General features: G+C 39.2%; 18 protein-coding genes and 1 pseudogene. 9 read left to right on the top strand and 10 right to left on the bottom strand.

Going from position 1 to position 20,547, the window contains the following annotated elements; translation table 11 throughout:
* Positions 1–2 precede the first annotated feature (2 nt).
* Positions 3–791, bottom strand: a complete 789-nt coding sequence (larB, locus tag FJR11_RS15655; RefSeq protein ID WP_168505233.1) for a nickel pincer cofactor biosynthesis protein LarB — start codon at positions 789–791, stop codon at positions 3–5.
* Between the two features lie 201 nt (positions 792–992).
* Here larB and FJR11_RS15660 point away from each other — a divergent pair, with 201 nt between their 5' ends.
* Both FJR11_RS15660 and FJR11_RS15665 read left to right on the top strand, forming a co-directional pair.
* Entirely contained in the window at positions 993–2,753 is a 1,761-nt protein-coding gene (locus FJR11_RS15660) for a mechanosensitive ion channel family protein (RefSeq protein WP_168505235.1), read from the top strand.
* A 36-nt stretch (positions 2,754–2,789) separates the two neighbouring features.
* The gene (locus FJR11_RS15665; protein ID WP_168505237.1) at positions 2,790–3,704 is read left to right on the top strand and encodes a mechanosensitive ion channel domain-containing protein; all 915 of its coding nucleotides are present in this window, start codon (positions 2,790–2,792) and stop codon (positions 3,702–3,704) included.
* 231 nt (positions 3,705–3,935) lie between these two features.
* Here FJR11_RS15665 and FJR11_RS15670 read toward each other — a convergent pair whose 3' ends face one another.
* From FJR11_RS15670 to trmD, 4 genes are all read right to left on the bottom strand, one after another.
* Positions 3,936–5,720 carry an ABC transporter substrate-binding protein gene (locus FJR11_RS15670; RefSeq protein WP_168505239.1) on the bottom strand — a complete coding sequence of 595 codons (1,785 nt, stop codon included), beginning with the start codon at positions 5,718–5,720 and terminating at the stop codon, positions 3,936–3,938.
* Positions 5,721–5,769: 49 nt separating this feature from the next.
* A complete protein-coding gene (locus FJR11_RS15675; protein ID WP_168505241.1) occupies positions 5,770–6,321 on the bottom strand; it encodes a hypothetical protein in 552 nt (183 codons plus the stop codon).
* Between the two features lie 26 nt (positions 6,322–6,347).
* The gene (gene ispF / locus FJR11_RS15680) at positions 6,348–6,830 is read right to left on the bottom strand and encodes a 2-C-methyl-D-erythritol 2,4-cyclodiphosphate synthase (protein ID WP_168505243.1); all 483 of its coding nucleotides are present in this window, start codon (positions 6,828–6,830) and stop codon (positions 6,348–6,350) included.
* 66 nt (positions 6,831–6,896) lie between these two features.
* Positions 6,897–7,619: a tRNA (guanosine(37)-N1)-methyltransferase TrmD gene (gene trmD, locus FJR11_RS15685; protein ID WP_168505245.1), complete on the bottom strand. Its 723-nt coding sequence runs from the start codon at positions 7,617–7,619 to the stop codon at positions 6,897–6,899.
* Between the two features lie 520 nt (positions 7,620–8,139).
* Here trmD and FJR11_RS15690 point away from each other — a divergent pair.
* Positions 8,140–9,003, top strand: coding sequence for a cyanophycinase (locus tag FJR11_RS15690; RefSeq protein ID WP_168505247.1), 864 nt, complete (start codon positions 8,140–8,142; stop codon positions 9,001–9,003).
* Between the two features lie 165 nt (positions 9,004–9,168).
* Entirely contained in the window at positions 9,169–11,865 is a 2,697-nt protein-coding gene (cphA, locus tag FJR11_RS15695) for a cyanophycin synthetase (protein ID WP_168505591.1), read from the top strand.
* Between the two features lie 159 nt (positions 11,866–12,024).
* Here the strand turns inward: cphA and FJR11_RS15700 are convergent.
* Positions 12,025–13,107 (bottom strand): annotated as a pseudogene (locus FJR11_RS15700) (serine/threonine protein kinase); the annotation flags it as partial.
* Between the two features lie 99 nt (positions 13,108–13,206).
* On the opposite strand from FJR11_RS15700, the gene cbiT reads away from it, so the two are divergent.
* Both cbiT and FJR11_RS15710 read left to right on the top strand, forming a co-directional pair.
* Positions 13,207–13,809 carry a precorrin-6Y C5,15-methyltransferase subunit CbiT gene (gene cbiT / locus FJR11_RS15705; RefSeq protein ID WP_168505249.1) on the top strand — a complete coding sequence of 201 codons (603 nt, stop codon included), beginning with the start codon at positions 13,207–13,209 and terminating at the stop codon, positions 13,807–13,809.
* A 59-nt stretch (positions 13,810–13,868) separates the two neighbouring features.
* Positions 13,869–14,759, top strand: a complete 891-nt coding sequence (locus tag FJR11_RS15710; protein ID WP_168505251.1) for a phosphatidate cytidylyltransferase — start codon at positions 13,869–13,871, stop codon at positions 14,757–14,759.
* Between the two features lie 103 nt (positions 14,760–14,862).
* Here the strand turns inward: FJR11_RS15710 and FJR11_RS15715 are convergent, their stop codons facing one another.
* Positions 14,863–15,576, bottom strand: coding sequence for a DUF2993 domain-containing protein (locus FJR11_RS15715; RefSeq protein WP_168505253.1), 714 nt, complete (start codon positions 15,574–15,576; stop codon positions 14,863–14,865).
* 142 nt (positions 15,577–15,718) lie between these two features.
* Between FJR11_RS15715 and FJR11_RS15720 the strand changes: the two genes are divergently transcribed.
* Complete coding sequence (locus FJR11_RS15720; RefSeq protein WP_168505255.1) at positions 15,719–16,492, top strand: pseudouridine synthase; 774 nt, start codon at positions 15,719–15,721, stop codon at positions 16,490–16,492.
* A gap of 16 nt (positions 16,493–16,508) precedes the next feature.
* Positions 16,509–17,282, top strand: a complete 774-nt coding sequence (locus tag FJR11_RS15725) for a RodZ domain-containing protein (RefSeq protein WP_168505257.1) — start codon at positions 16,509–16,511, stop codon at positions 17,280–17,282.
* 170 nt (positions 17,283–17,452) lie between these two features.
* Here the strand turns inward: FJR11_RS15725 and malQ are convergent, their stop codons facing one another.
* Positions 17,453–18,961 (bottom strand): 4-alpha-glucanotransferase, encoded by a 1,509-nt coding sequence (gene malQ / locus FJR11_RS15730; protein ID WP_168505259.1) that lies wholly within the window; start codon positions 18,959–18,961, stop codon positions 17,453–17,455.
* A 130-nt stretch (positions 18,962–19,091) separates the two neighbouring features.
* Between malQ and FJR11_RS15735 the strand changes: the two genes are divergently transcribed.
* On the top strand, positions 19,092–19,523 hold the full coding sequence (locus tag FJR11_RS15735; protein ID WP_168505261.1) for an NUDIX hydrolase: 432 nt from the start codon (positions 19,092–19,094) through the stop codon (positions 19,521–19,523).
* 118 nt (positions 19,524–19,641) lie between these two features.
* On the opposite strand, the gene FJR11_RS15740 is transcribed toward FJR11_RS15735, so the two are convergent.
* Together FJR11_RS15740 and FJR11_RS15745 are read right to left on the bottom strand one after the other, a co-directional pair.
* On the bottom strand, positions 19,642–20,220 hold the full coding sequence (locus FJR11_RS15740) for a 6-aminohexanoate hydrolase (protein WP_168505263.1): 579 nt from the start codon (positions 20,218–20,220) through the stop codon (positions 19,642–19,644).
* Positions 20,217–20,453, bottom strand: a complete 237-nt coding sequence (locus FJR11_RS15745; protein ID WP_168505265.1) for a hypothetical protein — start codon at positions 20,451–20,453, stop codon at positions 20,217–20,219. Before FJR11_RS15745 ends, FJR11_RS15740 begins: the two co-directional genes overlap by 4 nt.
* Positions 20,454–20,547 lie beyond the last annotated feature (94 nt).

Raw genomic sequence — 20,547 nt, forward strand, 5'->3', positions numbered from 1 at the left:
CTTTAATATTTTTCTGCTGCCAAGCGTAATTTTTCTGAAGTTCGTAAAATTTGTCCTGCTAAAACCGCTGCACCAAAGCCATTATCTATATTTACCACACCTATACCAGCCGCACAAGAGTTAAGCATTGTTAATAGAGGTGCTAAACCGGAGAAACTTGCACCATAACCAATGCTAGTAGGAACAGCAATCACGGGACAATCAGCCAAACCTGCTACTACACTGGGCAATGCTCCTTCCATACCCGCTACGACGATTAATACCGATGCTGATTCCAATAGGTGAAGGTTATTTAGTAACCGGTGTATTCCTGCCACACCCACATCCCAGAGCCGCTGTACAGAGAAACCAGACAGTTCAGCCGTAACAGCGGCTTCTTCAGCAACAGCTAAATCAGCAGTACCAGCGGAAAGAATGGTAATTGTACCCGGAAATCTGACTTCAATCACAGGGGGAACAATGGCACAAATTCGGGCTTGTTCGTAATATTGGATACCTCTAACTTTTTTTTGCAGTGCTGAATATACTTTTGCTTCAATACGAGTAGCCATAACCACAGAGGTACGGTGGCGCATGACTTCCATAATTTGAGCAATTTGTTCAGGTGTTTTACCTGGGCCCCAAATTACTTCCGGGAAACCTGTTCTTAATTGACGGTGGTTGTCTATTTTGGCAAACTCACCTACAGATTCATATTGTAGGTTTTTGAGGGAGTCAAAGGCTATCTCTGGGCTAATTTTACCATTGGCGACGGATTCTAAGAGCGATCGCAAAGCTTCGGGTTGTGTCACAGCAATTTTAGATTTTAAATTAACTATGGATAATTATCTTTGATATGTGCTTTATGTATGAAAGCATTAATTTGGACTATAAATCTATTCTAAATAAAAATTGTTCAAAATATTATCTCTGCTTTTATGGTGATGATCTTTCTAAGCCTAATGATACTATATCAAGGATAGTTTCTCGAATTTAATAAATACAATAAAACCATGAAAAACCAGCCCAAAAAACATAAATATCTCCATATTTGGCATGAATTTATTATTATTAGCTTGATATGTTTTATTTTTATAATTAATATACCTATCAGCTATTCTCAAGATAAAACTCTAACTGTTCCAGAGAAAACAACACCTGTTGCTCAAAATTCAGAAATTGTGAATAAAATAGATGGAACTCCTGTATTGTTAGGAGATACCACACTATTTGTAATTCAAAAGAATGTGGGTTCATTTTCTCCCCAAGAGAGAGCAAAAGCCGTAATCAATAGACTGGAAACAATTGCTAATGATCCATCAATATCTCTAGATAAAATCCAAGTTGTAGATGAATCAGATACAACTAATATTATTATGGAAGATAAACTGTTATTTACACTTACAGATAAAGATGGTAAGGCTGCAAATAAAACTAGACAAATATTAGGTAAGGAATATGCAGAAATAATTAAAAAGACTATGATTCAATATCGGAAAGAGCGTACTATAGAAAATATTTCAAAAGGAATACTGTATAGTTTTATTTCGACTCTGATTTTATTAATAGTTTTGAAAGTATTTAATCAAGTTTATCCGAGAGTTATTATTAGGCTACAAGCTTGGAGAGGAATTAGAATTCCTGAATTAAGGATTCAGAACATAGAACTTTTACCCGCAGCTAGAGTTAGTAATATTATAACTAGGATAGTTAAAATTATTCGCACAATTATAGTAATTAGTATTTTCTATATTTATATTTCTTTAGTGTTAGGATTTTTTCCTTGGACAAGAGAAATCAGTTCTAAATTAGTTAGTTACTTTTTACAAGCAATTTATAAAATTTGGTTAGCATTTGCTGCTTATTTACCAAGCTTTTTTGCCTTGGCTTTAATTTTCTTTATCAGCTATTATAGTCTTAAATTTATTCGCTATCTGTTCATAGAATTAGGTAATGGAAATCTCTCTATTCCCGGCTTTTATGATGACTGGGCAGAACCAACTTATAACCTGGTATTCTTAATTATCGTGGCTTTGTCATTAGTCTTAGCATTTCCTTATTTACCAGGATTTGGTTCACCAGCATTTCAAGGTATATCAGTATTCTTAGGGATTTTATTTTCCTTAGGTTCAACGGCTGTTGTTGCTAACGTTGTCGCTGGAACTATTCTTATTTATACCCGTGCTTTCCAAATGGGCGATCGCATTAAAATTGGTGATGCTATTGGTGATATAGTAGAAAAAACCCTGCTAGTTACCCGCATTCGTACCATCAAAAATGTCATCATTACTATTCCTAATGGATCTGTATTAACTAGCCAAATTATTAACTATACTGCTCTATCCCAAGACCCTAATTATTATCTAATATTACATACAACAATCACACTTGGGTATGATGTGCCTTGGCGAAAAATTCATCAAGTTTTAATTGATGCAGCAATAGCGACAAATCACATTTTAGCCGAACCTGTTCCCTTTGTATTCCAAACCAGTTTGGATGATTTTTATGTCAGCTATGAATTAAATGCTTACACCAATAAACCCATGCTTATGGCAAGTATTTATTCAGAACTCCACCAAAACATTCAAGATAAATGTAATGAAGCAGAAATTGAAATTCTGTCTCCCCATTACTCTGCTGTCAGAGACGGTAATCAGACGACTATACCAGAACATTATTTGCCTCAAGATTACAAAGCACCAGGATTTCGGCTATCTTCTTTAAATAATTTGTTCAACAGTGATAACAGTAAAAATACACCAGATTCATGAATGTAAATTAACTGTTTATTTGATAAGGAGTAACTTGTGGAAAATGCTTTAAAGACAATTCAAAAATTATTAGATGATGCTATAGTTATCAAATTGATTGAAGTAACTTCAGGAATTATTATAGTTGCCATTATTTTCCGAATTTTAGCTCAAGTTTTACCGCGTCAGGTTCAAGACACTGATTTGCGCTATCATATCCGCAAAGCCATTACCTTTGTTGGCTATGCAATTATGGCTTTATTAATTGTTTTGATATTTAGTGATAGCCTGGGAAAACTGACAGTAATTTTTGGGGTAATTGGTGCTGGTATCGCCTTTGCATTACAAGAAGTAATTGGGAGTTTTGCCGGTTGGGTAGCTATTTCCTTCGGTCAATATTACAAACCAGGAGATAGAGTATTACTGGGTGGGATAATGGGAGATGTTATAGATATTAGTATTTTACGGACTACCTTAATGGAGTGCGGTGCTTGGGTAAAAGCTGATCTTTATAATGGCAGAATTGTCAGAATTGCGAATAGCTTTGTATTTAAAACACCCGTATTTAATTATTCGGCAGATTTTCCCTTTGTCTGGGATGAAATCACTGTACCAATAAAATACGGGAGCGATCGCTCTTTAACCAGAGAAATTCTGCAACAGGTAGCCAACGAAGTCGTCGGGGAATATATGCTTCAAGCCAAGGCAAAATGGCAACACATGGTACACAAATACTTAATTGAAGATGCCAGCATCGAACCTGCTGTCACCCTAGCAGCTAACGATAATTGGCTAGAATTTACCCTGCGTTATGTAGTGGACTACAAACAACGTCGAGGTAAAAAAGATATCATCTTTAGCCGTATTCTTGACAAATTCGACAACACAAACGGAAGTATAAGCATTGCCTCCACCACCATTCATATAGTAGAAACACCCGCATTTAACGTCAAACTGACGGACAACACATAAAAAAGTTCTCAAACTTTTGTAGTCGTTAAATCATAGCCCCCTCCTCGCTTGCGGTGAACCAGCGCTGTAGGCGGGTTTCCCACCGTAGGCGACTGGTGTTCGCGTAGCGTGCCGGAGGCATTCACCCGAAGGGGGAGGGGGTTGGGGGTGGGGTTTTTGTATCTCACTTAACCGATAACCGCTATAAAAATTCCTAACTTCCCAGAAGAATATGTGCCAATATCCATTTCCCTACTTCGTAATTTTAATTTCATGAATATTCCAGAAAGTACCACCAAGGGCAGAATATTGAATACCTTCAAACCGATTTCTAATTGCAGACATAGCATAGGAATTAACCAAGTAAATAAAAGGTAAATACTCCTGGGTTAATTGTTGACTTTCCCCATAAATTTCCTTTAATTTAGCCTCATCAAATTCCTGTGCGCCTTGAATATAAAGTTGATTAATTTTCTTTTCCCAGTCGGAAACTTCCCAACCTTCAATCGGTTTTTGTCCCGCTTGAGGTTTTTGATTAAACATATGTAATCCCCCTTCAGGCGACCAAACATTTGCACCATCATTAGGTTCTAAACCACCAGTTAAACCTATTAAACAAGCATCCCAGTCTAAGGTATTAGAAAGTTTATCTATAAAGGTATTCCAAGCTAAAGGTGTAAAATCTACTTGAATACCGATTTTTTTTAAATCCTGTTTAATTTGCGAACCCATTGATTCCCGAATTTTATTCCCAGCATTAGTTAATAATGCAAATCTCACCTCATTACCTTGATCATCTACTAAAAGATTTTTATCATTATATTTAAATCCGGCAGCTATTAGCAATTCTTTAGCTTTTTCAGGATTGTGATTGTAAACTTTCAAGCCTTTTTCCGGTGATAAAAAATAAGGACTTTGGACAGAAATAGGAGAATCTTGGGGTGTACCCAAACCACGAAAAGTATTATTCAACATGGTTTGTCTATCAATAGCATAAGCTACCGCTTGACGAAATTGGACATTATTAAACCATTTAGACTTAATAGGATCAACTAGTGGTTGATTATTTCTTTTTCCCTTATTTAAATTAAAAGAAATAAAGGAAGTGCTAGAACTCGGACCACCATTATATATTGTAAAATTACCTTGTTTTTCCTGGACTTTTAACAGAGAAAAATAATCAGGAGAAACACCAATAGAATCTAAATCTCCAGAGCGAAATTGCAGTAAAGAAGTATCAGTTGATTCGACAATTTGCCAAATTATGCGTTCAATATAAGGTTGTGGTTTACCTTGAGCATCTTTACGCCAATAATAGGGGTTACGACGAAAAATTACCCGTTGACTCGTATCATATCTTTCCAGCTTATAAGGTCCATTAACAATTAATTCTGCGGGAGGAGTATCAACACCCCATTTACTTAAAAATTCCAATTTACCATCTTGATTTTTTGTTTTGACTGATTTTTCTAAAATATGAGCAGGTAAAATAGATGCTCCTGTATTCAGTAAAAAAGGTCTAAATGGTTCAGGAACACTAAATTCTACTCTTCGAGTATCTATTTTTTTGACAGTTGGTAATTTGCGATCTTTACCGATTCTCAAAACATCTCTAATGTCTGTGGGGATATTTTCATTAAGATAAATATCATTATAGGTAAATACGACATCATCAACTGTTAATGGTTGTCCGTCTGACCATTTTAAACCTTCGCGCATGGTAAAGGTAATTTTAGTTTTATCTGGTGATATTTCCCATGATTCGGCTAATGCTCCTTCTATTTTACCGTCAATAGGATTTTGAGTTAATAATCCTTCATAAGTGTAACCAAAAATATTTGGTGATTCGGAACTCAGCGCAGCATTAAATGTTTTTGGATCACTGAGAATACTCGTTACTAATTGGGGTACTTGAGCCGCATTGGTTTTTAAGTTAGTTGGGCTACAAGCGGTAATTGTTATTGCTGTGAAAGCAATGATTGTGATTAATAAGAGAAAGCGTTTTGTAAGATTGAGTATTTTTTTAGTTAATGTCATAGTTTTAATATTTTGATATTCCTGGTACTGGTAATTAAATATAAATTATCTACTCTTGTTCATAGTTTTGTGAATATGTTTCTCCATTTTTTATCTTTGCTAATAAACCTATTTTTTCAAATTTTTCAGAGGCAGGTGGTATTTCTGATTTCCAGTGATAAGTCAAATCTCTTAACCAAGATACTATGAGGGTTTTCAAATAGAAATTAAATATTTTTTTCTCACAAAATTCTGAATCATAATGGCTGAGAATTTTTCCTGTATTTAATGATATCTCTGGTTTATAAAATACACCATTAGTAGATTTAAAAACATTAATTTCTGTTAAATTTGCTAAAATAACAAATCGCGGGTTTTCCTGAGAGTTTTGTAAATATAGTTTGCTGACTTTTGATAAACTATTTTCATGATTTTTCAGAATTCCTTGCGCTTTGACATCTACTAATAATGCAATTTGCTGATTTTGATCTAAGACGATAATATCTGGAGAAGACAGTTGAAATAAACTTTCCATTTTCTCTGGTGAATCAAATTGATTATTCCAAATACTAGAAATAAGTCTGATTTTAATTAGTTCTTCTGGTTTATCTAAACTAAACATTCTGTGATTCTCCTATTAGTTATGAATTAATCACCAGCCACCAACAAAACCACAGCATAGGCACAAATCCCTTCTTCTCTCCCCGTTGGTCCTAATTTTTCGTTAGTAGTAGCTTTAACACCAATTTGATTTGGTTCTACTTCTAAAACTGCGGCTAACTTATCCCGCATTTTGTGAATATGGGGTTTTAATTTGGGACGTTCAGCCACAACTACAGAATCAATATTGCCAATTTTCCAACCTTGGTCACGAATTAGTTGATGGACTTGATCTAATAATACTAAACTATCAGCCCCAGCCCATTGGGGATCTGTAGGGGGGAAATAATGACCAATATCTCCTAAAGATAAAGCTCCTAGCATTGCGTCCATGATGGCATGAGTAAGAACATCAGCGTCACTATGCCCTAACAAGCCGAGTTCATGAGGAATGTGAATACCGCCTAAAATTAATTTGCGATCGCTCACCAATCTGTGTATATCGTAGCCGTTACCAATTCTGATGTTCATAGTTTGTCAGTTGTCAGTTACAAAAGAATATTACTTCCCCTACTTCCCCTACTTCCCCTACTTCCCCTACTCCCCCTGTTCCCTGTTCCCTGTTCCCTGTTCCCTTTCCTCTTGCCATTGTTTGAGCAAATCGGGACGACGGATACCTGTGCGCTCAATTTGTTGATGATAGCGCCAACGGGCTATTGCCGCATGATTACCACTTAGTAGCACATCTGGGACTTGCCAACCACGAAAATTAGCAGGACGAGTGTATTGGGGAAAATCTAATAAACCTGCTTCAAAACTTTCCGTTTTGAGAGATTCCTCCTTACCCACAGTACCTGGGAGGAGACGCACCACACCATTAATCAAGGCCATCGAAGGAATTTCTCCTCCAGTCAGGATAAAATCGCCCAAGGATACCTCACGAGTGACTAAATTTAGTACCCGATCATCTACCCCTTCATAATGACCACAGATAACAATTAATTGGTCGTAATTCGTGGCTAATTCGCGCAGCAAGGGCTGGTTCATCGGTTGTCCTTGGGGACTCATTAAAATCACATCCCGGCGGGGTAGAATCGGCAAAGACTCCACAGCCGCAAAAATCGGTTCTGGCTTCATTAGCATTCCCACACCACCACCATAGGGTTCATCATCTACCTTGTGATGCTTGTCCGTGGTAAAGTCTCTGGGATTAGTCAGATGCACTTGAGCAATCTGTTTGGCTAAGGCTTTAGCTAGTAAGCCAGAATTGAGAATTGACGTAAAACAGTCAGGAAAAAGTGTAACTATATCAAAACGCACAGTAATTCGTATTGGATAGAACTAATCTTAAGGGTAGATACTTAGCAAATATAATAACTAAAAAAACACTAGCAATAGAGAAAGAATCTACCAATAGTATCTAAAAGTACCAGAACTTCTAGTTTTTTGGTTGGATCAAAAGTTTTTCTAATTACTGAATTTATGTTTAAATATTGTCACCACTAAATTTAAATTAATAATCCCACGAAAGTTCACAACTTCCGGGATACATCCAGCCAGCCTTAGAAGTAAGAGTGTCAAGACCTGCTAAACTCTAAGTCCAGAAGGGAATCCTAGTTCCCCCAGCACTATGAAATCCCATGCAAAAGTGGATAGGTAAAAAACAAAGCGCTGGCTATGAGAACGATGGACATGATGTTCGCGTAGCATGGCGTAAGCCATAGTTGAGGCATCCTGTGCGTCAAGCAGTGTCCACTCACAGAAAGCTTAGGGCCAAAATAAACAGGTAAAAACCTTGTTCAATTAACCTGAAGTTGTTGACTCCCAGAGCAGAAATACAATGCCGCAGTTAGAAGTTAAATCGCTGGAAATGAGGACACCCCAAGCAACTAAAACCGCCGTTCTGGTTATCGGAGGCGCAGAAGATAAGGTTCATGGACGAGAAATCCTGAGAACTTTTTTTGTTCGTGCTGGTGGTAACAAGGCGTATATTACAATAATCCCATCAGCCTCCCGCGAGCCTGCCATCATCGGTGGTAGGTATATTCGCATTTTTGAAGAAATGGGTGCGGAAAAGGTGGAAATTTTAGACATTCGTGAACGGGAACAATGCGAAAATCCTGAGATTAAAGCATCCCTCGAAGCCTGTACTGGTGTCTTCTTGACAGGGGGAGACCAACTACGCCTTTGTGGAGTCTTATCCGACACACCAGCAATGGAAATTATCCGCCAACGGGTGAGAGCCGGACAACTGACTTTGGCAGGAACAAGTGCTGGAGCAGCAGTCATGGGACATCACATGATTGCAGGCGGCGGGAGTGGTGAAACACCCAATCGTTCCCTAGTAGACATGGCAACGGGCTTAGGATTCATTCCTGAAGTTGTCGTTGACCAACATTTCCATAACCGGAATCGCATGGGAAGACTTGTCAGTGCGATCGCCGCTCACCCTGATAGATTAGGCATTGGTATTGACGAAGATACTTGTGCTGTGTTTGAACGAGATGGTTGGCTACAAGTCATGGGTAAAGGCAGTGTCACAATTGTTGATCCCACAGAACTTACCCACACCAATGAACCCAACGTTAGTGCTAACGAACCCTTAACCGTACATAATTTACGACTACATATCCTCAGTTACGGAGATCGCTTCCATCTTTACCAACGTACTGTTTTACCTGCTGTGCATCGCATCTCTAGCTGATGGTATAGAGTATCTCAGATGACAATGATTTGACCGCGCTTTGATTTCTTCTAGATTTAGATAAATACTATCTAAGAAGAAGAAACTGGTTTAAATACACAGTTTAGCGGTCAATCTCAGTAAGAAACTAGAATTTTGGTTCCGAATCTCCATCTACCTATTCCCATGAGAATCCTCAAGATCCAAACCTTACGCGGCCCAAACTATTGGAGTATTCGACGGCACAAACTAATTGTTATGCGCCTCGACCTGGAAAACCTTGCTGAAACGCCCTCCAATGAAATACCTGGCTTTTATGAAGGATTAGTAGAGGCACTCCCAAGTTTGGAGGGTCACTATTGCTCCCCTGGCTGTCGTGGTGGGTTTCTAATGCGGGTGCGAGAAGGCACTATGATGGGTCATATAGTGGAACACGTAGCCTTGGAACTCCAGGAATTAGCTGGAATGCACGTAGGTTTTGGTCGCACCCGTGAAACTGCTACATCTGGAATTTACCAGATAGTGCTTGAGTACCTAAACGAAGAAGCGGGTCGCTACGCAGCCAGAGCAGCAGTCAGGCTATGTCAAAGTATTATTGACCGTAATCGTTATCCCAAAGCCGAACTAGAGCAAGACGTTCAAGACCTCAAAGATTTTTGGCGTGATGCTTCCCTGGGACCTTCAACAGAAGCGATTATCAAAGAAGCCGAAAAGAAAGGTATTCCTTGGATGCCTTTACCAGCTAGATTCTTAATTCAATTGGGCTATGGTATCCATCAAAAACGGATTCAGGCCACAATGACCAATAACACAGGCATTCTTGGTGTCGAACTAGCTGGTGACAAAGAAGCAACTAAACGGATTCTTGATGCCAACGGTGTCCCAGTTCCGAGAGGGACAGTCATCAATTTCTTTGACGACTTGGAAGAAGCCGTTGAATATGTTGGTGGTTATCCTATTGTGATTAAACCCTCAGATGGTAATCATGGCCGGGGTATCACCATTGATATCCGCAACTGGGAAGACGCAGAAGCCGCTTATGAAATGGCTAGACAGGTTTCTCGTTCAGTTATCGTGGAAAGATATTATGCGGGACGAGATCATCGGGTATTGGTAGTTAATGGCAAGGTAGTTGCTGTAGCGGAGAGAATCCCCGCCCATGTCGTGGGTAATGGCAAATCTACGATTACAGAACTAATTGAAGAAACAAACCAAGATCCCAATCGCGGTGAAGGTCATGATAATATCCTCACGAAGATTGAACTAGACCGTACCAGCTATCAACTGCTAGATAGACAAGGGTACACCATCAATAGTGTGCCACCCCAGGGAGCAATTTGTTATCTGCGGGCCACAGCCAACTTGAGTACAGGTGGTAGTGCTGTAGATCGCACAGACGAAATTCACCCGGAAAACATTTGGTTGGCACAACGGGTAGTGAGAATAATTGGGTTAGATATTGCTGGTATAGATATTGTAACTTCCGATATTAGCCGTCCTCTACGAGAAGTAGATGCGGTAATTGTCGAAGTCAATGCTGCCCCTGGGTTCCGAATGCACGTCGCCCCCAGCATTGGTATCCCCCGCAATGTGGCTGGTGCGGTCATGGATATGTTGTTCCCCAATGAACAATCTAGCCGAATTCCGCTGCTCTCGATTACAGGTACAAACGGCAAAACCACCACTACCCGCTTGTTAGCACATATATATAAACAAACAGGTAAAGTCGTCGGTTATACAACTACAGATGGTACTTATATCGGTGATTTCTTAGTAGAATCAGGAGATAATACTGGACCCCAAAGCGCCCATGTCATCCTCCAAGATCCGACTGTAGAAGTAGCGGTATTGGAATCCGCTCGCGGTGGTATTCTGCGCTCTGGGTTGGGTTTTGAAAATGCTAATGTGGGTGTGGTATTAAATGTATCTGCTGACCATTTAGGCATTGGGGATATAGATACCATTGAGCAATTAGCCCATCTTAAAAGCGTCGTCGCTGAAGCTGTCTTCCCTGATGGTTATGCCGTTCTCAATGCCGATGATCATCGTGTTGCGGCTATGGCAGAGAAAACTAAGGCCAATATTGCCTACTTCACCATGAATCCCGATTCGGAACTGGTACGGAAACATATCCAAAAGGGTGGAGTGGCCGCAGTTTATGAACATGGTTATCTATCAATTGTCAAAGGTGATTGGACACACCGCATCGAAAGAGCAGAAAATATTCCCTTGACAATGGGTGCAAGAGCGCCATTTATGATTGCTAATGCTTTAGCAGCTAGTTTGGCAGCATTTGTCCAGGATGTGACCATTGAGCAAATTCGCGCTGGTTTAAGAGGCTTTCGGGCTTCCGTGAGTCAAACCCCAGGACGCATGAATTTGTTTAACTTGGGTAAATACCATGCTTTGGTAGATTATGCCCACAATGCGGCTAGTTATGAGGCTTTGGGTTCATTTGTTCGCAATTGGACAACGGGACAACGCATTGGTGTAGTTGGTGGTCCTGGCGATCGCCGTGATGAAGACTTTGTTAACCTGGGTAAGTTATCAGCAGATATCTTTGACTACATTATTGTTAAAGAAGATGATGATACCAGAGGCAGACCGCGAGGTTCGGCTTCAGATTTGATTATTCAAGGTATTACCCAGATTAAGCCTAATTACCGCTTTGAATCAATTCTGGATGAAAGCACAGCTATTAACAAAGCCTTAGATATGGCTCCTGATGGTAGTTTGGTGGTAATTTTGCCAGAAAGCGTCAATAGGGCTATTAAGTTAATTAAGGTGCGCGGTGTCCAGGAAGAAATACAGCCACAGCACTCAAATAACAACGATTCCCAAAATGGGATAGCACCTTCTTCTGTCGCTAATACGCTGATTTAGGAGATTATCCCTTGTTTGTAAATTGCCCTCAGACTAATTCATAATTTAAGTCTGGGGGTTAATTTTATCGTGATTAAGCTGTTAAGCAGCTAAATTTAATATTTTGTTTGCAGCCTAGAGTCCTTTTAGTAAGGCTTTTTAGCCCGCCTCAAACCAAATGTATAATATACCATATATCATACCCCCACCAGCAGCCCAAAAAGGCAGAGAAAACAAGGCAAAGAATATATTTATAGGAAAAGGCCCAGAAAGAGCGCCATGAGTCCAAAACAAAACAAATGAATTCCAAGCTATGGCAAATGGAATCAGAACTATGATGATTGGGTGGAATCCCAACGCAGGAATAATAATTTTTAAAGATTCTTCATTTTTTGTGAGTTGAATTTTACTACCTGCTGGTTTCCCAACAGGTAAAGCTATGATCTCACTGTATTCTGGATTTTCTAAAGCGGTGAGTGCGACAGTTGCACTAGAAAACCGCTTTTCTAAACTAGGTTCTGTGATTTGCTGCAACCACTTAACAAAACTGGGACTAATATTAGCAAATTGCTGAAATTGAATGCGAAAATCCTTTTGTGGTAAATCCGCTGGGTTAGTCCCTGTCACCAAATAAATCAGAGTTGCACCTAAACTATAAAGGTCAGAAGCGGGGACGGTACGCCCTCCAAACTGTTCCTGTGGCATATAACCATAAGTGCCAACAACAGTTCTTGTCCCTGCTTCTGCGGCTAAAACGGTTTGGACTGAACCAAAATCTATTAAATAAACTAAACCGACACTATTACCAGAGCGCTCTCCTAATAAAATATTGCTAGGCTTAATATCACGGTGGACAACTGGTGGATTTAACTCATGTAAATATATAAGAATTTCTAAAACCGCTTTGGCAATTTCTTGGACTTCAATTTGTGTAAATTTCCTCCCCGCTTGTAAATATTGTTCTAGAGTTTGGGCTGGAATATAAGTCTGAACAAGGGCAAAACCTTTATATGTAGAGGAATTGATCTCAAAATAGTCTAAGTAAGCAGGAATATGGGGATGTGATAAAGATTTTAATGTTTGAGCTTCTCTCTCAAATAATTTGAGATCATCCCATTCAAAATCACTACTAAAAGCAAGTAACTTGACAATTACCGATTTTCCAGTTACTAAATCAGTAGCTAAGAAAGTCCTTCGGCCGGCTTTTTTGCCTAGCTGTTGTTGAACTTCATAGCGATTAGCTAATATTTCCCTATTCATCATCATTGCGGTTTGCTGGTGTCACTTATTATCAGTATAACTACCAGAATTATCGTCCCCATTTCCAATTGTTAAATTTTAATTGTTAATTTTTAATTGCTTATGCCTTCCCCACTTTGGCCTTACATTACCCCAGGTATTCCCGACGAGTTATTTGAGAATTTACCAGGTATTCCCCTAAGTCAGCGAGAATTAAGATTGCTGATGATTTCCCAACTGCGACTAGAAGCCAATTCGGTATTGTGGGATATTGGCGCGGGAACAGGTACAATTCCTATAGAGGTGAGCTTATTGTGTCCCCAAGGACGAGTGATTGCTATCGAAAGAGATGAGGATGTTGCTAACTTAATTAGACGCAACTGTGATCGCTTTGAAGTTAAAAACGTCGAAGTCATTGAAGGTAGCGCCCCAGAATGCTTAGACCAAATCAAGTTACGACCTAATCGCATCTGTATTGAAGGTGGAAAAGCCATACAGGAAATTGTCCAAGCTGCGTGGCAATATTTACCAACATCTGGCCGAGTGGTCGCCACTGCTGCTAGTCTAGAAAGTCTGTATGCTATTTCTCAAAGCTTTTCTGAGTTGAGAGTTAGGAATATTGAAGTTGTCCAGTCAGCGGTTAATCGCTTAGAAACACGGGGCTATTCTCAAACCTTTGTAGCAGCCGATCCTATATTCATTCTCAGTGGTGAGAAACTAGATTAAATTCTTTCGGTTTTGGGTTGCATCCAAAATCCAAAATCTAAAATCCCAAATACTATCCTATGCCCTGGCCTCGAATTATTAGTGGAATTATTGCGATTATCATGGCGCTATCTGCCACCCTATTAGGGGGTTGGTACTTTACAATAGCGATCGCTATTGTCGTATTTTTAGGTCAGCAAGAATATTTTAATTTGGTGCGCTCTAGAGGCATCACACCATCGGTAAAAACTACTATGTTTGTCAGTCAAATTTTACTGGCAATTTGTACCCTCGATGGTAGTTTGGCTGATGCCGTGATGCCAGTAGCCGGTACACTTATCTGTTTTTACCTGCTGTTTCAACCCAAATTAGCCACCATTGCGGATATTTCTGCTTCTATTATGGGTTTGTTTTATGTAGGTTACTTACCAAGTTACTGGGTGCGGTTACGGGGAATAAATCATGCTATGAGCAGTAATTTGCCTTTAGGTGGTTATTGGCCATCTAATTGGCAAGATATTGGACAAGGTAATTTTAATTCTTTGCCAGCAGGTTTAACGGCTACTATTCTCACATTCTTGTGTATTTGGGCTGCTGATATTGGGGCTTATATTATTGGTAAATTCTTCGGTAAAACTCGCTTATCGGATATTAGTCCCAAGAAAACTGTGGAAGGTGCAGTTTTCGGGATTACTGCCAGTGTAGCTGTTGCCATCACAGGAGCTTACTTTCTTCATTTTCCTGACTGGTTAATCACTGGGAGCACATTGGGTTTGATTATTGGTATTGCTAGTTTATTAGGTGATTTAACAGAATCCTTACTTAAACGTGACGCAGGGGTGAAAGATTCAGGACAATTAATACCGGGACATGGTGGGATTTTAGATCGCACCGATAGTTATATTTTTACTGCTCCTTTAGTGTATTATTTTTTTACATTGCTTTTACCTCTCTTAGAAAAAACACCGTAAAAGAAAATAGGATTAAGATATAATTCCCAGTTGCCAATGTTGATCAAAATAGTCCTATAATTTAAATTAAATTCAAAGAATATTGAGTTTTGATTTTTTATAGTTATGGGTTAACGTTAATACGTCCATAACAACTCAGTTGTTCTGATATCAAAGAAATTTCGGCGATATCAACATCTGTTCCCATATTGATAATATAAGGAGAATTCCTTTCTAAAAGCGTCCCTTGATGGTTCTTGATCTGAACTTGTGTTAATTGCAGTTCTTGACCATTGATTAATTCTAAGCCTAAATAAATATTGAAGAATGCCCCTTCAGGGTCAGAAGTTGGGATACCATGCAGTATCAGTAGCTGATTGTCAAGGGTGATTTTTCGCCAAGTAATGGACTTGGAATTTAGGCTGTATTCTGCTAATAGTGTAACGAGTAGATCGTTTACAGCAGTCAATAATAATGGCGATGAAAGGGAGTTATTAAGATCCTGTTCGGCTATTATCAGTTTGCCGATCACAGGAACTACTTCTAATAATTGCAGCGGTTGTCCTTTCAATATTGAGGCAACATTGAGCTTGATATTTTCTGCCCGGAGTTCGATTTGCGTAACATGAAGACCTTGATACACTAAGTGACTAGCAGAAATGGATACCCCTGGAATACGACCGGAAAGAAGTTGGCGATCACTTGCTTTAATCTGTACCTCTAAATGAGATACTTGAGTTAATTGGCTTCTTAACCATAGCTTGATCGCTGATGTTAAAACTTTTGTAATGATCCTGACTTTTCTGTTATCTGTATTTGAGGAACTTGGTTCTATCATTTTCCGACGATTCTATCAATGTAAATATGCTCAGTTATTGAGTATCTTAAACAGTTCTTAACTTTAGCACGGAAGTTTGTTAACAACAAAGTGCCAAGATTAGTTGTATAAAAGTATTCAGCGAAAAATTAACAATTTAGACATGGAGGCACGGTTACAAAAGATATTAGCTCAATGGGGTATTGCCTCACGTCGTGAAGCTGAAGAAATGATTAGGCAATCACGGGTGTGTGTTAATGGGATATTGGCACATTTAGGACAAAAAGTCGATCCCCACCAGGACAAAATCTCCATTGATGGTAAACCTGTGTTATCAGAACAGCGTCCATCGTTAATGTATTTATTATTGCATAAGCCAGTAGGAGTTGTATCCACTTGCCATGATCCCCAAGGAAGACCAACAGTTTTGGATCTGCTACCCTCAGAATTAAGCACAGGATTGGGTATTCACCCTGTAGGCCGTTTAGATGTAGACTCTACAGGAGCATTAATCTTAACAAATGATGGGGAATTGACTTATGCACTTACCCATCCAAGTCATAGTATTTCTAAGACTTATCGTGTAGTGGTTGAAGGAAATCCTCCAGCAACAGTTCTCAAAACCTGGAGTCAGGGTATAGTTTTGGAAGGAAAAATCACCAGACCGGCTCAGGTGCGTTTAATTGAAAATTACATTGATCGAAGCTGTTTAGAAATCATCTTACAGGAGGGAAGAAATCGGCAAATCCGCCGTGTAGCGCAACAACTAGGATATCCAGTCATCAAGCTACATCGTACGGCTATTGGTTCAATTCAATTAAAAACGTCAATAACACCATTTTTGCCAGTCGGCAAATATCGTTATCTCACTAAAGATGAGATGAGTTTTTTACATAAACAGATAAGTCCCACACCTATTAAGACAAAGCTGAGTTAAGGAGTAAAGGTAAAGCATGAAATGGTTCTCAAAGAAGGAAGAACAGCCAATCCAACCTTCTATCCAGGAACACCAAGCCCAAAAGTTGGCACTACTTGGCACTCAACTAGCTTCACTACGGCAGGAAAAGAATTTAACTCTTGACGAGTTAGTTCAACTAACCAGAATTCCTCGACGACTTTTGCAAGCGATTGAAGAAGGTAACTTAACTGACTTACCAGAACCAATTTATATTCAAGGCTTAATTAGACAGTTTGCAGACGCTTTAGGAATTCAAGGAGGTGAATTTGCCAGTCACTTTCCCATTGGTCCACAATCAGTAGGTTTTCAATCTCCTGGGAAAGTCCAAAGCATTCCTCAATTACGTCCGGTTCATCTTTACCTGCTTTACATTTTTCTGGTTTTCTGTTCTGTTAATGGTTTATCGCAGTTATTGAATAATGCTACATTGCAGGCAAATAACAGCAAATTTCAACCCAGCACGGAAGCGCAGTTATCTAAACAAGAACCAAGTAATAAAGTATTAGTCAGCAGTAAAAAGATTAATTCTGTACAAGTGGGTGTTACCTTAAAAGCCTCATCTTGGATTAGTGTGGTTGCAGATGGCAAAATAGCCTTTGAGGGAGTTTTGCCAGAAGGTTCTAGTCGCACATGGAAAGCCACTCAGCAACTAACAGTAAAGACTGATAATGCTGGTGGTGTGTTAATGAGCGTAAATCAGCAGACAGCCAAGGAAATGGGAGAACTTGGGAAAACTCAAGAAATCCAGATTGCTGCCAAACTGAATTAAATAAAAAATCATTAGATTTTGGATTTTGGCTTACTGTCATATCCGACTGATTTTGCCAAAAAATGGAGGTTTAGGTAAACTAAGCCAACCTCGAAATAAATGGACAAAACATCAGGTGTTGAGTGTGGATTAAGCCAAAATTGCCAATCTCAAATCCAGAATTGTCTGATTTATTCCTGTCTAGGAGCGCGTCCATAACGGAAAGTGAGAGTTTTTAAGCGATCGCTTAATTCTTGCGTTAATACACCTGATTGGTAACGCCATTCCCAATTTCCTTCCGCTGTACTGGGAAAATTCATGCGGGCATCAGTTCCCAAACCTAATACATCCTGCAAAGGCATAATCGCCTGATTGGCGATAGAACTTAAAGCTAATCTAATTAAATCCCAGTGTATACCATCAGGACTGATACAACCCAAATACAACAATAAATTTTGCTTTTCGTAATCATTCGCAGCATTAAACCAGCCTAGAGTTGTATCATTGTCGTGAGTACCAGTATAAACTACGGCATTACGAGTGTAGTTAAATGGTAAAAATGGATTACCGGGATCAGAACCAAAAGCAAACTGCAATACCTTCATTCCGGGAAACTCAAACTGATCTCGCAGTGCTTCCACTTCTGGGGTAATGATCCCCAAATCCTCCGCCAAAACAGGTAACTTACCTAAATTCTTTCTAATAGTCTCAAACAAGGCTAAACCAGGGGCTTCTACCCATTCGCCATTCATAGCAGTTGTTTCTCCCTGGGGTACAGCCCAATAAGCCTCAAAACCCCGGAAATGATCAATGCGAATTATATCCACATAATCCAGCATCGCCTCAAAGCGTAATATCCACCATTTAAAGTCTTGTTTTTGTAATTCTTCCCAGTTATAAACCGGATTTCCCCATAATTGACCAGTGGAGCTAAAGTAATCCGGTGGAACTCCCGCCATTAAAGCCGCTGCTCCCGTTTCCTCATCTAAAGCAAAAATCTCAGGATTCGCCCACACATCAGCACTATCATGGGCTACATAAATGGGGATATCACCAATAATATCTATACCGTTCTTATTAGCATATTTTTTCAGTTCTGACCACTGCCGGAAGAACTCATATTGGACAAACTTGTAATAAAAAATCTCCTCTTTTAACTCTTGTGTAATTTTTGCTAAAGCTGCTGGTTCACGCTTTGCTAATTCCGGTTGCCAATTATGCCAACCTTTACCATTTTGGGTATCTTTAATCGCCATAAATAGGGCATAATTATTTAACCAATAGCCTTTATCAGCACAAAACTTAGCAAAAGCTTGTTTTTGAGTCGAATTTGCTTTGGTTTTAAAATCCTCACAAGCTTTAATCAGTAGATTGACCTTAATAGGGATAACTTCGTTAAAATCTACTTTATTTACCGAAAAATCTGGTAAATCAGCCAAATCTTCCGGAATTAACAAACCCTCATCTAGCAACTTGTCGGGACTAATCAAAAAGTAATTTCCCGCCATTGCGGAGTAGCACATATAGGGGGAATTACCATAACCAGTTGGTCCTAGAGGTAAAACTTGCCAATATTGCTGATGACTATTTTTGAGAAAATCAATAAACCGATAAGCTTCCAAACCCAAATCTCCAATACCAAAACGACTGGGGAAGGAACTGGGATGCAGTAAAATACCACTTGATCTAGGAAAAGGCATATTTAACCTGAAATATAGAAAAACGTAATTGCTTATAAGCCACGCATCGAATTTATCATGGCATAGTCAGTCTTCAGTGTTCTGATTCGTGAAGAAATGAGAAGATAAATCAAGATAATAATTAACAAATATGACTTACAGAAACCCTGCACCCACCGTTGATATCATTATTGAATTAATTGATAGACCTCATCGCCCTATTATCCTGATTGAAAGACATAATGAACCTTTAGGTTGGGCGTTACCCGGCGGTTTTGTTGATTATGGTGAATCGGTAGAAAAGGCAGCAATTAGGGAAGCAGAGGAAGAAATAGGTTTAAAAGTAGAGTTAATCGAACAGTTATTAGTTTATTCTGATCCCAATCGTGATCCTCGTAAACATACGATTAGTATTGTATTTTTAGCAACAGCTACAGGTGAACCTTTGGCGGGTGATGATGCTAAGAATGTGGGTATTTTCGAGCCTTGGTGTATTCCTGGTAATTTGTGTTTTGACCATGACCGGATTTTGCGAGATTATTGGCAATATCGGCATTATGGGATTCGTCCGAGGTTGGGATAAGAGAAATGAACCACGTTCGCGCAGCGTCCCGGAGGGATATAGAAGCGAAGAACACGAAGGAAGAGAGGAAGAGGGAAGAAATATGTAGGGGTAAAGCACAATGCTAAACCCAAGCTGTTCAACTTCCTGACTGTCTCAACAGATAGTCTAAAACTCGGTCAATTCGTTCCAATGCTGCATTAGTTGTCAGTTGATACTCCTGAAACTGTGATTTCTGCTCTTCATAGTTTCGATCAAGTTTTAACATTAATGCTTCTAATCTTTCGGTTCTTGCCTTTGTTTCTTCTATCTCACCACCTGCTTTGTTAAATAGGCGCTGAGTATGAAAGATAAATTCATCAACTCGGCTTGATAATTGGTCAACTCGCATTCCTAACTGGTCAAGTTGTGTCTGAGTGCGGTCTTGTTTTGTACCCAACTCATCCAGCATGATTTGCGTACGGTCTTGTTTTGTACCCAACTCATCCAGCATGATTTGCGTACGGTCTTGTTTTGCACCTAACCCATCCAGCATGATTTGAGTGCGATCTTGTTTTATACCTAAATCATCCAGCATGATTTGGGTACGGTCTTGTTTTATACCCAAATCATCAATCCGCCGATTCGCTGACTCAGCATAGGTAGCGGCTGAAATTAGTAGTTGACGAATGGTAGCAAATTCAGTTTCTACTCGGTCAAGTCTTTGTTCTGTAGTCATGTTAGTTCTTTTTGTTTTTGGTGTTGACGCTTCGCTATGGCATCACTGACAAGTATTTTTATCATTTGGCTCATCGAGCGTTTTTCGTTTTTCGCTGCTGTTGATATTTCTGCATAAAGCTTTAAATCGTCTTCATCAGTGAAATATATGTTTAGTCTTTTTCCTTCAGGCATAATGGCAATGCTTAGTATTTCTATGCTTTCATTTTCTCTTGATTTTCCTCTTTTTGTCATACAGTGTTAGATAGTGCTATTGTAACACTATAATTAGTCATTAGGGAATATTGCCATCAATACCTGTACTTTAGTGTCAAGCATTGTTTTATAC

Origin of the sequence: Anabaena sp. UHCC 0187 (genome assembly GCF_009712035.1) — a bacterium.
GTDB lineage: Bacteria > Cyanobacteriota > Cyanobacteriia > Cyanobacteriales > Nostocaceae > Dolichospermum.